Here is a 16,392-nt window from a genome sequence, read left to right on the forward strand (position 1 = left end):
TAACTAAATTTTTTGGTATAATTTTAATTGCTATTATGAAAGGGGGTTTCTTAATGACATTTGGTGCTATAATCGCTGTTCTTATAATTATCTTTTTAGCAGTTAGATATCAAAAGATAAATGCTAAATCCATTCAAGAAGTAATTCAGTCTTTTAATATTTATATTCGTTTAGGAATATTTATTGGCATTATTGGTATTATTCTTTATGTCTTAGGCTTAATTTTTGGTTATGAAGAAGGTTCAAAATTAGGTAGCTTATTCTTCTTGGGGGCATACATAGCTTATGTAGTAGCATTATTATGCTTATTATCAAGATTTATTAAATGGTTATTCAACTTGTTCTTTGGCAAAGCAGGACAATAGAAATATACATAAAATACTTTTTGTTATCTCAATATAACTTTTTCTACAGATATTTCTATTGTCTATAGAAGTTTCTGATTTTATATATAACTAAACTTAACGCTATTTTTGTATATACTCTAATAATAAAAATTCAGAAAGATTGACAAATGTCTCTTCTGGATTTTTAAATCTTCTATAATATGACTACAATTTCGTTTATATGAGCATTTACTTTAATTCTCTATATTGTATTCAAAATAATATTGTTTTATTCTTCTACTAGCCATTCGATTGTGCGTTTAATCGCTTTGTCCCAAAACGCATAGTCATGGTCGCCAGGGCCTTCTTCGTATTGATATTTAATGCCTTTGTCATCTAAATATTTCATAAATTGTTGATTATCATCGTATAGGAAATCTTCGGTGCCACATTGGATCAATAGTTGCGGTATGTCGACTCCCTTTTCAACCGCTTCATCTACTAAATGATATGTATCTAATTCTGTCCCTTTAACCGTTGTATCTTGACCAGTGATTGCTTGTGATGAGAAATCTGTCCACTCAAGATCAATTAACCCTTGCGCCTCGAATACAGCTGATAATGGTGCTGCCTTTGAAAATAACTCACTCTGGGTCAAAGCGAACTTCATCGTGCCATAACCACCCATCGAATGACCCGCTATGAAATTGTCTTCACGCTTCTTTGATAATGGAAAAACTTGATGCGCATAATTGAAAACTTCCAAAATATAATCATAATAACTATGACCATACGCCATATTAGCATACCCACTATGGTCCGCATTTGGCATAATTACTGCCAATTGATGTTCTTCAGCGTAGCGCTCAATACTAGTAAAACGTGTATAAGATGTCGCATCACTCGATAAACCATGTAGTAATAATAATGTTTTTAATGGCTTCGCAGATTGTGAACGATTGAAAAAGCTATCATCCTCCGGAATAATCGCCACAAACGACTGATTCATCCCAATCGTCGGAGATTTATAATTAATAGTCATTAACGCCATGTTGCTCCTCATCCCTTCAAAATAAACTAAAGTATTATCACCATTTTACACTTTTTCACCCCTATTGATAATCTTAAAATTCACCAATTAAAAAAGACGCTAGTGATAACACTAACGCCCAAAGTAGCAATTTAAGTTTATATAGGTTTTGGTAAATTAACATAAACTCATATACTTCCCATAAATCAGTAGCAGTAAATTATAGAAAGATTAAATAATACTTCTAAACCCACACACCTAATTACCCCTAAAATAAATAAGAAGATTTAGGTGTGAAATTTTTAAACTAACCTTCACACATTTAAATAATCAACTCTAAAAATGACTAACGAATGATGTTGTGTGACTTTGGTTGGTTTATTGCATATTGCATACATACCATTTATATAAGTAGTTCTAAGATAGATAACGAAGCGTAGTTGAGCGACGCCTGAGGGAACAGTACAAGTTGAAGACCTTAGAAATCCCCACAGATTTATCTGTGAGGAATTTCTGGCTGAAACTGTACCCTAGGCAAGCGCCTCAACTAAAGCGAGTGACTATCTATCTTAGACCTATCATCAAAATTTCGTTAAGTTAATTTCGTTAGAAATTATTAAGTACATCTATTTGTTATTTACGAACCAGCCAATCTTTGCCGTTCTTCAGCAACATCTTATCTTGCTTCAACTCACTCACAATATGCCCAGTTGTTTCACGTGAAATCCCAGACAAATCACTCAAAAGCTGAATCGTCATCACTTGCTTAATCTCATAAAACTCCTCATTGTCATACCCTACCGCATGACATAAATAATACAACACCTTCTCAACACGTTCCCTCGCCAACTTCGTCGTTAATGCCATGTTGTATTCCATTTGCAGACGTAATTCCGCATTTAACTTTTCAAAAAGCGTAATAAAAATATCATCATGCGTCTTACACAAATATTCCAATAAATCCTTAGGCATCCCAATCACATCACAATCCGTCATTGCCGTACACATTTCATTCGAAACGTCCTTATAAAACAATTGCGCCAAAGGGAAGAGCACATCTTCCTTATTTAACGAACGTGCCACATCTCCTTCCGCATTAAATGTTTCACGCAAAACATTTCCCGCTAACAACAAATACATATGCGTAGGTTGATCCGAAGAATAGTAAATCACTTGCCCCTTATTATAATGGCGCACTAAACATTCTTCTTTATAAGAATGAATCACGCCTACCGGTATGTTCAAATAGGCTGCTAATTGTTTAAATGCTTGGTCTAATTCAATTGCTTTATTTTTATTGGAAAATGGATGTTCAGTCATAACGCTACGCTCCTAAAACTTTCACTACACTTAACTAGATTAGAATACTGACACACTACCCATAGCTAAGCGAATGATACCTATAATCGCAAGAATAATAATCAATGCGAATAAAATGTAATCGACTTTCGTTAAACGTTTCTTATTATTACGTTGCACAAAACTATAGACGAATAAACCTGGAATATACAACAGCATTGTTAATAATAAGTAATCAATACCTGCTGCATACACTAGCCAAATCGCATAAATTGAAGCGATAATACCAATCGTCCATTGTTTGGCAGTCGCGTGTCCTTTATGTTCAATCGTATATTTCAATTGATAGAAGGCACTAAACATGTACGGTATTAAAATCGCACTTGATGCTAAAGAGAATGCAAATTGGTAAGCACTATCGGTAAAGAGCATACTGATTAAGAATAATTGCACTAAAATATTAGTAATCAATAGTGAGTTTACCGGTGCTTTGTGTCTATTTTCCTTAGCAAACCATTTCGGAAATAGTCCATCTTTCGCGACGATAAATGGCAACTCACCAGCTAGTAACGTCCAACCTAACCATGCACCAAGTACAGAGATAATTAAACCAATGTTAACCAGCACTGAACCCCAATGACCGACGATATATTCAAGCACTTGCGCCATTGAAGGATTTGCTAATTTAGAAATTTGATCTTGTTGGATAACCCCTTGTGCTAACACAGTCATTAAGAAATAAATGACTAATACAGAGATAAGACCGATCACTGTTGCTGTACCTACATCTTTCTTCGTCTTAGCACGGCTAGAGAATACGACCGCACCTTCAATACCAGTGAAGACCCATACTGTTACAAGCATCGTACTTTTTACTTGAGACATTGTGTCGCCCCAACTGAAGACGCCTACGCCACCGCTTGTCATGCCATAAAAGCCCGCTTTAAAAGTGTCAAAATTAAAGACTACTAGCATACAAACGATAACTAAAAAGATAGGAATTAACTTCGCGACGGTCACGATACTGTTAATAAATGCCGCCGTTTCTACACCTTTAAGTATGAGGAAGTGCACGCCCCATAGTAAAATCGATGCGACGATAATACTTGGTAGCGTGTTCCCTCCTTTAAAGATTGGGAAGAAGTTACCTACTGCAGACATCAACAACGTCGCATATGCTACGTTACCTAGAAAGGCTGCAAACCAGTAACCCCATGCACTTGAGAACCCAATAAAGTCACCAAACCCTGCTTGCGCATAGCTGTAAATCCCACCATCTAAATCAGGACGTTCATTTGTTAAATTCTGAAAGACAAAGGCTAAAGAAATCATGCCTATTGCCGTAATAATCCATCCGATGATAATCGCTAGTCCACCGGCTTGGCCTCCCATGTCAGAAATGATATTGAAAGCCCCGCCGCCAATCATCGAACCGATAACTAAACCAATCAGTGACGTTTTACCTAATTTATTTTCACCTGATTCACTCATAACGATTCTCCTTACATTTAGGAATTTTGCTCGTCTCCCTAAATATCTTCTCTAAATAAAGGTTGACTCATACATCTTGGGCCCCCACGTCCACGCACTAACTCACTACCTGTAATTTCGATAACTTTAATACCTTTATCACGTAGTAATTGGTTAGAGACATAGTTACGGTCATACGTAACAACTACACCTGGGCGAATGCATAATGTGTTTGAACCGTCATTCCATTGTTCACGCGCACCATCAATCACGTCACCGTTACCAGTAGGGATAAAGTCGATGTGGTCCACACCTAACACATCCGCTAATGTTTCACGTAATTTATGGGATTGCGTAATCTTGATATCATCTTTCGCTTCATCATATTCGATTGTAAAGATGTTCATATTATTTTCTTCTTTAAAGATTGCTGAATGCACCGTGAATTTATCATAGTCAATCATTGTAAATACTGTATCTAAGTGCATAAATGAACGACTATTTGGAATCTCAATCGCAATGACTTTCTTGAATGTTGTAGACTCATCTTTGAAAATGTTACGAGCCAAACGTTCGATGGCTTGTGCTGAAGTACGTTCAGAAATACCAATCGCTAATGCCTCTTTAGATAAGATTAATTCATCGCCACCTTCAATATTGAATGGTGAATTACGATCTAACCATACAGGCACATCTGCATCTTTAAAACGTGGGTGATGTTTTAATATATATGTGATGAAGAGTGATTCTCTACGACGTGCTCTCCAATACATACGGTTAATTGTCATTCCTCTACCTACAGATGCTTGAGGGTCACGCGTGAAGTATAAGTTTGGCATAGGGTCTAAGTAGAATGGATATCTATCATCTAAATATTCCACTAAATGTGTTGTTTCTAATTGGATTTCTTCTTTACGAACACCCGCCATAATTTTATCGATTAATTCTTGATCTGATAGTGTTTCGAAATATTTTTTAATTTCTTCTTCATGACCTAGAATCGTTTTTTGAGATTCTGCTAAAATATCGTCAATAAATTGTTCGCGTACTGCTTTATCCGCAATTGCTTCAGCTGCAAGTTTTTCTAAATAAACAACTTCCACGCCTTCATCTCTCAATGTTTGCGCGAACTTGTCATGCTCTTCTTGCGCTACTTTTAAATAAGGAATATCATCGAATAACAAACCACTTAAGTGATCTGGCACTAAATTTTCTAATTCTTTACCAGGTCGTTTTAACAATACTGTTTTTAATTTACCGATTTCACTGTTTACTTGAATTGGTCCTTGAGTCATATTCATTTCCTCCTTTATTTATCTACAATCAAAGTATAAAGCGCTTTCAAATTTAATTATGTGATTTATTTCACATAATAAATGTCTAATTCCTTATACTTTTTGGCTATTCAATACACTTTTTTGTTTGAATATACAGTTTTACATATTATTTATGATTAACTGTGTATATTTCATTCATTAACCTATTACTATTTACCTTGTAAAAGTTTTTTATTCAGTATTTTGTATTTATAATCATTTCCATTTTTAAAGATATTTTTTGAAAATGAAAATGTTGAAATACTCATTTATCAGTATTTCATAAATAAGTATAAAGAAGATTAATTTATAATACCACCAAATATATTATGCATTAATCCGCATATTTATGATTAAACAGTTTATAATGCACATAGTGTGCTATATCAGGTGATGCAGTTAGTACCATGAGCGTATCATTACCCCCTACTGTGCCTAACACCTCTTTTAACTCCATTCGATCAATAAAATAATTGATACATTGCGCAAATCCTGGTGACGTTTTAATTAATAAATAACTATCTTGAATAATGACATTTTGAATTTCCGCTTCATAATAATGTAGTAATTTCGCTTTCGCATCTGTTTGATGCGTAGCTTCAAATTTTTTATAAAACGATTGCTGTCCCCCTGCAGGCATCTTAAAGATTTTTAATTCCTTTAAGTCACGCGCAATTGTCGTCACACTGTAACGCACACCAAAGTGTTGTTCAATGTAATCTGCAATGTCTTCCTTTTTCTTAAAACGATTTTGCTTCACAACAGTTGTGATGAGATCTAGACGTTTACTTTTTTTCATGGTTATAAACTCCTCTAATCCCTGAGATTGAAGATAAACTCTTTCAATCTCTATACTTTGTCGACAAGCTTCTGCCTTTAACATGGCTTATACTTGCCTATCACTTCTAAGTTATCATCAATTTGCATGTATTTGTTTATCCATTTCATGAACAATTATTTTACGTTTAAATTTATAAAACATTTAGCAAATTTTATATAAATTAAATGACCAAAACGTTCATAACACAAGTGATTTCAATCATAAAAGACAACTCTCTGACGTGGAAATAATGAGTGTGGCGAAACAATACTTCAATAGCCATAAAATAGAAACTGAAAATAGCATGGGTCTTAAAGTGGATAAAAATATCTCACGTTATAGCGATTTACCTAAAGGTTACGTCCCTGTCGTATACGCAGAACAAGGTAACACTGGTGCATCAGTCATCTATGTTAATAAAACAACTGGTAAAGTAATTGATCACAATACACATAATGTAGGTCATTACGGTAATAAAAAATAGCATCAAATATGCTGTTTACACATAATATTTATAGCATTAAAAAAGACAAATCTAATGGTAGCATCGCCTACCTTAGATTTGTCTTTTGCTTTTATTTTAGATATTTTCGTTCTTTTTCATTGCTTGTTGTGTTGTGCTATAACCCATCACTACACGGTCAACTTTACCTTTATTTAAATCAAACCATACTGTCATACCGTTTTGATTAGGTTGGTAGAAATAAATTCCAGTCGTATTGTTTTTGCCATTATCAATTTTTTGTAAGTCTTTGCCATATAATTTGTTAAGTTGTGCAAGTGACATATGACCTGTTACTTTCATATCAAGTAAAGATGCTGTCTTACCATCTTTAGATACATTTCTGAAATATTGATCATATTTCTTAACGTTTTTTGTAGAATTTGTATTTTTTAATTTAATACCGTTAAATTTTACGTTTTCAGCTTTAACAGCGTTTTTGAAGTTTTTATCTAACACGAATGACACATCTTGCCCAGCATAACCGTTGTAGTTGTAATATGCTGAAGTTGCTGCATGTACAGTATGTTGCGCCACTTCTCCAGTCGCACCAATACCAAATAACGTACCGAATGCTAATGTTGTCGCTACTAAAGTTTTTGTTGTTTTTCTCATAACTTTCGCCTTCTCTCTTTAACTATTAAATATAGTACTCCATAACCCACATTTAGACAATTTTTATTATTTTTGAAAATGGAGACCACATACTTAGTTTTATAATTTCATTAAAATAATGTTAAATTAAAGTTCACAATGAAAACAATATTTTTTTATACAAATTGTGCTATACTAAATATAGGAGTAATATCCCCATTAACTCCTTCACAAAAAGTTATATTATGTAATGACTAGAGGTCATAAGTTTACTTCCCCTTTGTTAGACTTATGGCCTTATTATTTATTTTCAAATAAAAATTCATTATATTCCATAAAATATATAAAATTTATTTATAGTATAGGAAACCTCTTCAAATATACGAACATATGTTCTATAATAGTGATGAGGTGGTTAAAATGATTCCAGAACAATATAAGAATGAAACAGATTATCGGAAAATTCCTAGAGAATACCTCGACCCTAATATCCCCCAAGGTCGAGGTATGGTGAAGTGGGCGCCGTTTGCGACAATGCCTGAACAATACGAGCGTTTACGTGAGTTTATCGAAGAACAGAACAAAATCAGTATGCCTTCCTTGTCAGAAGATCAGTTGGATACATTAAATCGTCAATTAACTCAAAAATACACGCAACGCCAACTTGCTATGATTAGTTATTGGAGAAACGGCTACATCCACTCAATTGCAGCATACATTCATCGCATTGATATGTTGAATCAATACATTACAATTAGTAATGAAAATGGTACTCAAACCATGAAACTCGAATTTGGAGTTATTTGTAATGTGGAATAATCACTAAGTGAAAAATGGCAATGTCTATGTTATAGAATAGACATTGCCATTTTTGTTCATTATAGTTATTCATTTTTTACTTTTCAAAATAATAATTATTTACTAGTTGTAAAGCCAGCATAACTAATATCTGCTTCTACTACACGACCATGATTAACAACAAATGTAGTAGCTAAACCATCTTGTACAGGTCTATATTCAAAAATACCGCCCGTTTTATCATTCGCATTTCCATTAACTTTCTTCAAGTCTTTGCCATACGCTTTCTTAATTTGGTTTAGTGTTAAGTCCCCTTTAACTATAAATTGAACTTTATTAGCTTTTTTACCGTCTTTAGTTACGCCTGTGAATTTTTGGTTATACTTTTCAACCACTTTCGTACCTTTAGTTGGCGCAAGTTTAATTCCACTAAATGTTACATTGTCATGTTTAACAGCATTCACAAAGTTTTTATCTGTTAAGAATTTAGCATCTTTATCGATATAACCATTATAAGAATAATACGGTTTAACTGCAGCATGTGCTGTATGGTCTACCGGTAATACCGTTGCGCTAACGCCCAAAAGTGTTCCAAATGCTAGAGTTGTTGAAGCAATAGTTTTTACTACTTTATTCATGATAGTCCTTCTTTCTGTATTGGATTTGTTTTACATCTTTATTATCGCATAATACTCAAAAACAAACACTGTACTTTAGATGTATTTAGCATAAAATTTAGTAAACAAAATTTAATATTATAAAAATGTGTATATACTATCTATTTTATGAAATTTCATTATAATAAAATAAATGAAAGAAAAACGGAGGACCATATTTTGAAAAAGGTATTGGCAAGCATAGTCATCATATTACTGATTGTTGCGTTAGGTTTCTCAATATTCTTGGCAGCAACACATAAAACTTCAAATATAAAAGATGACAACCCAACTAAAACACACGAATCAAAAGAGAAAAAACAAAAAAAAGAAAGTATTACAGAAGAGCGTACACAAGAACAAGACAACACAACAGATAATGGCGAAAACGCTCAAACAGAACCAGCAACACAAAATATACAAAACACACAACAGAATTATTCAAACCAAGATAATTCTAATAGTACTAAAGCAAACAACACACAAGAAACACCAAAAACTCAAGAACAAGCTAGCACAGAAAATAAAGCAAGCAATTCAAGACAAAACAGCTCAGAAAGCGCAACAACAGAAAAAAATACAAATCAACCATCAACATCTCAACAACAAAACACACAGCAAAACAGTACTCAACAGAACAGTCAACAAAACAAACCACAAAGTAATTCAGCACAGACTAATTCAACACAAAATAGCAATAGCTCAACACAGAATAGTAACTCAAATAAAACAACAAATTAAAAACAACCGCCTAATACGTAGTCCTCACAACTACCCATTAGGCGGTTTAAAATTGCTAAATTCTATAAGTTTCCATAATCCTAAAATATTTTAGGACAGTAATACTTTTAACGAAATACATTTTGAGAATTAAAAACAATAAAAATTCTAGAACTTATCTTTTTTATAACCTCTTCATCTAATTCGTTTAATTCACTTATAGCTAAGAACTCATCGATAACCGCTTCTCTTTTTTGATCAAGTGTTATTATATTTCTTCTTAAATTTTTAAAACTAGGATCATATTTATGAATAAAAAGATAAGTTTCTTCGTGTTCGTTCAAAACTTTTCCAATTATTTGCCACCATTTTTTATCTGTTTGCCCTAAAGACATCCCATAAATATAAATAATATTACTATTTAATATAGTCCGTTCAACAGCACCAAAGTTCAAATTACGACTATATAGGTTAGCATTGGGTTTAATTAAATATTTCAGATATTTACCAAGTAATTCTTTGTTATAAAGTTGTGTTTCATCATTTACTCCTAACAAAGCTCCGCTATTAATATCATTATGTACATGAATAGGTGTATAATAATTTACACTTAAATTAAAACCTTCAAAATCTAAAAAATTCCGATTATTATTAAATTTTATGTATTCATCAAATACATAAGTATAATTAAAGTTAATAAAATCAACGTTTAACGTTTGCCCTCTATATTTACTTAATAATGAATTTATATCATTTTTGTCCTCATAATCAATATCTTTATAAAAGTTTGTAATTGTATCATTTAAAGAATTTTCCTTATCTGAAATTTGTATTTCATAGTTTTCACTTTCTTTTTCTAGATAATTAAGAAATTCATTTTCAAAAGCTATAAAATCTTTTATGAAATTCTTAACATCTTTCTTGTTTTTTAATGATTCAGTATATTTTCCGAGAGACACTTCAAAATCTGACCATAGAGTAACGTCATTCTTTATTTCATTATATATACTATTTTCTTGTAAAATATCATTTGTTTTACAATAATCGTAAAAATTATTATAAGTAGTTTTTAATCCTCTACTAATATCAAAACCATTACCAATCAAAAAAGTAAGTCGCATTTTAATCTCCTATATCAAAGTAATTTATATTATGCCTTTAAATAAAAAATCATTACATTTTTCTTAATACCTAGACTTCTATATTTTAAAAAAATACAGCTAATGAAACAAAAGAAATGTCTTATTAGCTGTATTATATATAGTCTTTATTTATTAAAGTAATTCTAGAGATAGATAACGAAGCATAGTTATGAGACTCCTGGCTTTTTTTCATATTGAACACTAGTGCGCGTGCACTTGTGTAAGACGTTCTAAGATAGATAACGAAACGTAGTTGAGTGACGCCTGAGGGAGCAGGATGAGTGTCGAGACCAAGGCTCGACCCAGCCCCCTAGGCAAGCATCTCAACTTAAGTGAAATGAAAATCCATTTTAGTTTCTGACATGCTATAAGTTACTCAGTCACATTACTTTCATCCACACGCTTAGAAATTTTACGCATTACTGGATCTAGCACTGGTTTTCCTAACACACCAGCTATAAAGAAACCTAGTCCAAATAATGCTAAAATAATGAGTTTCGTAATTAAAATCTCTGGTACGATACCCCCTACTGTTTCACGTAACGAATCAATCACGTGCGTAAACGGTAAGTATGGTGAAATCGTTTGGAAGAATTTAGGCATTGTCACTACTGGGAATGTACCGCCACCCCCTGCAATTTGTAATACCAACATAATAATCGCAATCGCTTTACCTGGGTTTCCAAGTAACGATACACATGTATACACTATCGTATTAAAGACAATCGCTCCAAATAGTGCCACTAGTATGAATAAGGTTGGTGATTCTACTTGTGCTTTCAAGATTAATAAATCACCTACTACTACAATGAAGGTTTGGAGTAAGCCCATAGTTATAAAGAATGCACCTTTACCTAAATAAATTTGTCGTGTTGTTAACTCATCTCTCAAGCTTTCATGTTTGTTATCAACGGATAATAAGCTCACTGATAACAGTGCCCCTACCCATATTGATAATGATGTATAGAATGGCGTCATGCCTGAACCGTAGTCTTTAACTGGGAAGACGTCCACTTGTTTCTTATCAATTGGATTGGCAATAACATCTGCTTGTTTTTTCAAGTCGTTTTTCAGAGCGTCAATGACTTTATCAACTGCGTCATCTTTATCTAATTTCTTAAAGATGTTATTAGCTTTGTCTAAATCTTTTTCAATATCTGGCAATCTATTTTGCGCAAAGTTTGCCAAGTTCGCTAATGCTTCTTTCGCGCGCGGTTGATTCTCATCTAATAAATTAACTGCATTGTCATATTTATTAAATAATGTAGGTAAATTAGCATTAACTGTTGCTGTAGCGTTTGCTAATCGTTGTTCTAAGTCAGGTAAATCGTTACGTACAAAGTCAGCTGCTTTTGCGACGTCTTGTTTCACTGTTGGGAAATAAGCTTGTGCGGTTTGCATCGCATTGATATACGCTTGTTCTAACGCTGGCAATTCACTTTGAATATTAGCTACACGTCCTTGGCCTTCTGATACAATTTGTTGTCCGGCAACAATCACTTGATTAATCGTATTTAATTTAGATTGAACGTTTGATAATGTATTCTGACCTTCATTCAATTGTTGCGTAATGTCGTTAGATAACATTAGTAAACGGTTGTTTAAATCTTGTTTTAAAAAGTCACGATATTGGCCTAATCCAGTATTTAAATCTGGTAAGCCACGTAAGACATTAACCGCTTCCGCTTTCCCTGAACTACCATTGCCTAATGCATCGATAAGTTGATTAATGGAACGTACAGAATTATTGATACGGTTGTTTGCAGCCTCAACTTGTTTAATTTCAGATGATAAATCTACATGTTCTTTGTTCTCTAACTCTTTTAAAATGTCTACAAGTCGTTGGTTATTTTTTGAGTCATTTTCAAAACGAGCTTTAATATTACGCAATGTGTCATTAAATTCAGTTGGTCGATTTGAACCGATAATGCCATAAGTAACATTCTTCAAGGCTTTAATATCAGATTGTGTCGCTTTCGTCTGTGTATCCGCATTATTTGATAGCGCCAATAATGCTTCAGCAAGCGCATTGTTCATCGCTTTCACATCATCTTTAGACACAATCTGGTCTTTGTTTAAAGCGTCTTTGTTATTATCATTACTCAATGGTTGCACTTTATAATCAGGCATGCCTGACGTGCTTTGTTGACGTAAAGCGTTATTCGCTTGGCCATTAACTTCTTGGGCACGGCTTGCAGCTTCTTGATAATCGCCAACACGTTGTTGTGCCATAGTTAAATACCCTTGTGCGTCATTCAAACGAGTATTCGCTAAATCAAGTCCTTGGCTCGCAATATCTACGCCTCTATTAAGACGTGGAAACTGAGCTGGAATATCGTTAGAAGCGACATTAAGTACACGCTCAATATTAGGCATATATTCGTTTAGCGCTAAAATGAGTTTCGCTTTCTCATTCAATGATGGAATCGCAGCATTAACGTCATTCAATTTCTGTTGAGCATCTAAAATATCGCCTTTGTAATTACCTAACGAACGGAAACGGTTCGCATACGCATCTAACTGATCTTGGTGTTCATTGAGATAAACAATGCGATCTGCAATTTTGTTCAGTTGCGGTAATGATTGATGCGCAGCATAAACTGCATTTTTAATTTTATTAATTGTCGGAACTTCATCTTCAAGTTGAATACCAACTTTATTAGCCTCTTGAAGAATCGCTTTCGTTACTGTTGAATTAAATTGTTTATTCGCTTCATCTACAATGACTGTTGACCCTGTATCTGTCATTTTTGGTGCTACAGCATTAATTTTTTGGTTTACTTTATATTCTATATCTGCTTTTTGTGGTTTCTTTCTTAATGTACCGGTGATTTGATGAGAGAACTCTTTAGGTATGTATATACCGGCATAGTATTTCCCCATTTTAATTTCATGGTCAGCCTTTTCCCGACTTACAAATTGCCAGTCAAATTTCTTATTCTTCTTCAATGTATCGACTAGCGTATCCCCGACATTAATCTTTGTGCCACGGACTTTGTCACCTTGGTCTTCATTTACTACCGCCACTTTTACATGGTTCGTATTACTATACGGGTCCCACATCGCCCAAAGGTTGAACCAAGCGTAAAATGACGGCAAGATGGCTAAACCTAGGAGAATCACCCAAACGGCAGGGGTTTTCGCCACACGCTTTAAGTCCGTTTTATATAATTTCAGTGCGTTTTTCATCGTCACACTCCTACGAATAAAATATTAAAATTTGATATCAAATTTGAGTTTATCGTTGTTTTTTTATTTATAGAGTTAGTATAATACTTTTGTTAAGCAAAGTAATAATTAGTTGATACATATCAACTATATTTTTTCTAACTAGCATTATAACAAATAATTAATTATTCGCATACTAGTAGGAGGAAAAGCAAGCAATGTCGAAACAGAAATTAATTGTCTATTTATTAACTACCACCCTCGTCTTTCCTACATTTACGACGAGTCTTGCACACGCAGAAGATACGACTGATGAAAGCAAAGCGTCCTCGTCTCGTGCTCATAGTGATGAAGACGCGCCATCAACCGAAGAAGATAAGACTCAGGAAGATACAAGTGTAGAACGTAAAAACGATAGTGATTCAACTGACTCAAAAGAAGATTCAAATAGTACAGAAGAAGATGCTTCTCAAGAAACATCAGCCTCTCATAAGGAAACTGCACATAAGGAATCTACTAACGACAAAACATCTAAAAAAGATGCGACAACACGTTTAAATCGTCAACAAACAGATAAGGCATCATCTCATGATAATGCGTTTTATCATACACCATTAGCACCATTATTTGATATTCCGAATTTAACTGGGAATCATTCTTCTCATTTCTTAGATCCTAATGTGTTTGACGGTGGTTTCAGTTTAACGAATTTAATCGCTTCATTATTCAACTTTGATAGTGATATTTCTGATTATGAACATGTTGAGAATTCTAAAGATGCTTCTGAAAATGCTTCTTCAGAAAGTCATTCTAATACGAGCAATTCAAATCAAAACGCATCAACATCTCAATCTAACACAACACACGGTGAGAGTAGCGAGCAAGTTGGCGATACTTCATCTGAAAAGTCAGGCTTAACAGAGACACCTCAACAAGAAAAAGGATCAGCAAATACAGGAACGAACGCTAGTTCAAATGGAAGTAAAGATGATGCAAGTATTAGTAAAGCGCTAGATGCAATTGATGACTTAGTCACAGATACTACTTATAATACGAACGGTAAAGACTCAAATCAAAGTAGTGACGAAACTACTTCTAATGAACAAAGTAATTCTTCTAATGAAGATACTAACACTAGTGAACAACCGTCTTCACATGCCACATCTCAGTCTGATAGCGCGTCTAAAGGGGACAGCTTTTCAGAATCAGTATTAGACTCAGTGCTTGATAAATATAGCGAAGATGCTAATAAAACGCATAAAAATTATGAAGCATCTAAAGAGAGCGGAAAAGCAGCTGCGAATAATAAAGATAAACAATCAGCATCTGTTAACACGCAATTACCTACTAAAGAAGAGCTTGCACATAAAACAGCACCAATCCAATCATTTGAAGATGATATTAGAAAAAATAATACGCGTTCAACTGGGTTATTCCAAATGTTGCCACAACTGAACGGTAACAGTGTTAGCGATGGCAATATGACCGTTGTTGAAAGCAAAGATACACGCGATTTCATCAAATCTATCGCAAAAGATGCGCATAAAATTGGGCAAGACCAAGACATTTATGCTTCAGTTATGATTGCTCAAGCGATTCTAGAATCAAGTTCAGGACAAAGTGCTTTAGCGCAAGCACCAAATTATAATTTATTTGGTATTAAAGGTGCTTATCAAGGACAAACTGTCAACTTTAATACACTTGAAGCTGGCAGTGATAATGCTATGTTTAATATTATGGCTGGCTTCAGAAAATACCCTAACACTAAAGCGTCATTAGAAGATTACGCTAGTTTAATGAAACACGGCATTGATGGTAATCCTAGCATTTATAAAGGAACTTGGAAGTCTGAAGCGCCTACTTATCGTTCAGCAACAAGTCATTTAAGCAGAACCTATGCGACAGATCCAAATTATGCAACAAAATTAAATAGTCTGATTCAACATTACAATTTAACAGCTTTCGATAAAAAATCTATGCCAGATTTAGATAAATACGCTAAATCAACATCAAATGGTCAAGATGTTTCGGGTGGCGACTTTAAACCATTTGAGATGACTGATAACGCAACACCTTATCCTCAAGGTCAATGTACTTGGTATGTTTACGAACGTGTACAACAGTTTGGTAAGCATGTAGGTGGTGACTGGGGCGACGCGCATAACTGGGATAATCGTGCAGAACGTGACGGTTATCGTGTAGCGGGTAGTCCGAAAGCACATACGGCAGCTGTGTTTGAGTCAGGTCAAGCTGGTGCAGATTCAACGTATGGTCATGTTGCTTTTGTTGAAAAGGTTAACGATGATGGTTCGATTGTTGTGTCTGAGTCTAACGTTAAAGGTTTAGGTATTGTGTCATATCGTATGATTGATGCGGATACTGCGCAAGAATTGCATTATATTGAACCGAAATAAAAATATTTCTAAGATAGATAATCACTCGTTTAAGTTGTGTCGCTTTCCTGGGGTGCCGTCTCAGCCTGTAGTCTTCTAAAGAAATTCTTAGATGAACATTCACTCATTCTGTTGTGATGCTTGCCTAGGGGGCTGGG

14 protein-coding genes are annotated in these 16,392 nt (G+C 34.1%); 5 read left to right on the top strand and 9 right to left on the bottom strand.

Annotated elements, in window-relative coordinates:
- On the top strand, positions 1–365 hold a 365-nt coding region (locus tag CD128_RS04460), incomplete at its 5' end, for a hypothetical protein (RefSeq protein WP_231917258.1).
- Positions 366–615: 250 nt separating this feature from the next.
- On the opposite strand, the gene CD128_RS04465 is transcribed toward CD128_RS04460, so the two are convergent.
- From CD128_RS04465 to CD128_RS04485, 5 genes are all read right to left on the bottom strand, one after another.
- A complete protein-coding gene (locus tag CD128_RS04465) occupies positions 616–1,377 on the bottom strand; it encodes an alpha/beta hydrolase (RefSeq protein ID WP_103328859.1) in 762 nt (253 codons plus the stop codon).
- 612 nt (positions 1,378–1,989) lie between these two features.
- The gene (locus CD128_RS04470) at positions 1,990–2,676 is read right to left on the bottom strand and encodes a Crp/Fnr family transcriptional regulator (RefSeq protein ID WP_103328860.1); all 687 of its coding nucleotides are present in this window, start codon (positions 2,674–2,676) and stop codon (positions 1,990–1,992) included.
- Between the two features lie 39 nt (positions 2,677–2,715).
- Entirely contained in the window at positions 2,716–4,146 is a 1,431-nt protein-coding gene (arcD, locus tag CD128_RS04475) for an arginine-ornithine antiporter (protein ID WP_103328861.1), read from the bottom strand.
- 38 nt (positions 4,147–4,184) lie between these two features.
- Positions 4,185–5,420, bottom strand: a complete 1,236-nt coding sequence (gene arcA / locus CD128_RS04480; RefSeq protein ID WP_103328862.1) for an arginine deiminase — start codon at positions 5,418–5,420, stop codon at positions 4,185–4,187.
- Between the two features lie 355 nt (positions 5,421–5,775).
- Positions 5,776–6,240, bottom strand: a complete 465-nt coding sequence (locus tag CD128_RS04485; RefSeq protein WP_103328863.1) for an arginine repressor — start codon at positions 6,238–6,240, stop codon at positions 5,776–5,778.
- A gap of 262 nt (positions 6,241–6,502) precedes the next feature.
- On the opposite strand from CD128_RS04485, the gene CD128_RS04490 reads away from it, so the two are divergent.
- Positions 6,503–6,745 (top strand): hypothetical protein, encoded by a 243-nt coding sequence (locus CD128_RS04490; protein WP_207100068.1) that lies wholly within the window; start codon positions 6,503–6,505, stop codon positions 6,743–6,745.
- 96 nt (positions 6,746–6,841) lie between these two features.
- Here CD128_RS04490 and isaB (CD128_RS04495) read toward each other — a convergent pair whose 3' ends face one another.
- Complete coding sequence (isaB, locus tag CD128_RS04495) at positions 6,842–7,378, bottom strand: immunodominant staphylococcal antigen IsaB family protein (RefSeq protein ID WP_103328865.1); 537 nt, start codon at positions 7,376–7,378, stop codon at positions 6,842–6,844.
- 399 nt (positions 7,379–7,777) lie between these two features.
- Here isaB (CD128_RS04495) and CD128_RS04500 point away from each other — a divergent pair, with 399 nt between their 5' ends.
- Complete coding sequence (locus tag CD128_RS04500; RefSeq protein ID WP_103328866.1) at positions 7,778–8,176, top strand: YolD-like family protein; 399 nt, start codon at positions 7,778–7,780, stop codon at positions 8,174–8,176.
- 95 nt (positions 8,177–8,271) lie between these two features.
- Here the strand turns inward: CD128_RS04500 and isaB (CD128_RS04505) are convergent, their stop codons facing one another.
- Positions 8,272–8,793: an immunodominant staphylococcal antigen IsaB family protein gene (gene isaB, locus CD128_RS04505; protein ID WP_103328867.1), complete on the bottom strand. Its 522-nt coding sequence runs from the start codon at positions 8,791–8,793 to the stop codon at positions 8,272–8,274.
- A gap of 198 nt (positions 8,794–8,991) precedes the next feature.
- On the opposite strand from isaB (CD128_RS04505), the gene CD128_RS04510 reads away from it, so the two are divergent.
- On the top strand, positions 8,992–9,552 hold the full coding sequence (locus CD128_RS04510; RefSeq protein ID WP_103328868.1) for a hypothetical protein: 561 nt from the start codon (positions 8,992–8,994) through the stop codon (positions 9,550–9,552).
- A 107-nt stretch (positions 9,553–9,659) separates the two neighbouring features.
- Here the strand turns inward: CD128_RS04510 and CD128_RS04515 are convergent, their stop codons facing one another.
- Both CD128_RS04515 and CD128_RS04520 read right to left on the bottom strand, forming a co-directional pair.
- A complete protein-coding gene (locus tag CD128_RS04515) occupies positions 9,660–10,652 on the bottom strand; it encodes an AbiH family protein (RefSeq protein ID WP_103328869.1) in 993 nt (330 codons plus the stop codon).
- Positions 10,653–11,045: 393 nt separating this feature from the next.
- Positions 11,046–13,862 (bottom strand): YhgE/Pip domain-containing protein, encoded by a 2,817-nt coding sequence (locus tag CD128_RS04520; protein ID WP_103328870.1) that lies wholly within the window; start codon positions 13,860–13,862, stop codon positions 11,046–11,048.
- Between the two features lie 197 nt (positions 13,863–14,059).
- On the opposite strand from CD128_RS04520, the gene CD128_RS04525 reads away from it, so the two are divergent.
- Positions 14,060–16,255, top strand: coding sequence for an amidase domain-containing protein (locus CD128_RS04525; protein WP_103328871.1), 2,196 nt, complete (start codon positions 14,060–14,062; stop codon positions 16,253–16,255).
- Positions 16,256–16,392 lie beyond the last annotated feature (137 nt).

The organism is Staphylococcus croceilyticus, assembly GCF_002902575.1.
GTDB classification, from domain to species: domain Bacteria; phylum Bacillota; class Bacilli; order Staphylococcales; family Staphylococcaceae; genus Staphylococcus; species Staphylococcus croceilyticus.

Coding starts and splice junctions, on each gene's coding strand:
- CD128_RS04465 (WP_103328859.1), bottom strand. CDS start 1,377: ATGGCGTTAATGACTATTAATTATAAATCTCCGACGATTGGGATGAAT.
- CD128_RS04470 (WP_103328860.1), bottom strand. CDS start 2,676: ATGACTGAACATCCATTTTCCAATAAAAATAAAGCAATTGAATTAGAC.
- arcD (WP_103328861.1), bottom strand. CDS start 4,146: ATGAGTGAATCAGGTGAAAATAAATTAGGTAAAACGTCACTGATTGGT.
- arcA (WP_103328862.1), bottom strand. CDS start 5,420: ATGACTCAAGGACCAATTCAAGTAAACAGTGAAATCGGTAAATTAAAA.
- CD128_RS04485 (WP_103328863.1), bottom strand. CDS start 6,240: ATGAAAAAAAGTAAACGTCTAGATCTCATCACAACTGTTGTGAAGCAA.
- isaB (WP_103328865.1), bottom strand. CDS start 7,378: ATGAGAAAAACAACAAAAACTTTAGTAGCGACAACATTAGCATTCGGT.
- CD128_RS04500 (WP_103328866.1), top strand. CDS start 7,778: ATGATTCCAGAACAATATAAGAATGAAACAGATTATCGGAAAATTCCT.
- isaB (WP_103328867.1), bottom strand. CDS start 8,793: ATGAATAAAGTAGTAAAAACTATTGCTTCAACAACTCTAGCATTTGGA.
- CD128_RS04515 (WP_103328869.1), bottom strand. CDS start 10,652: ATGCGACTTACTTTTTTGATTGGTAATGGTTTTGATATTAGTAGAGGA.
- CD128_RS04520 (WP_103328870.1), bottom strand. CDS start 13,862: ATGAAAAACGCACTGAAATTATATAAAACGGACTTAAAGCGTGTGGCG.
- CD128_RS04525 (WP_103328871.1), top strand. CDS start 14,060: ATGTCGAAACAGAAATTAATTGTCTATTTATTAACTACCACCCTCGTC.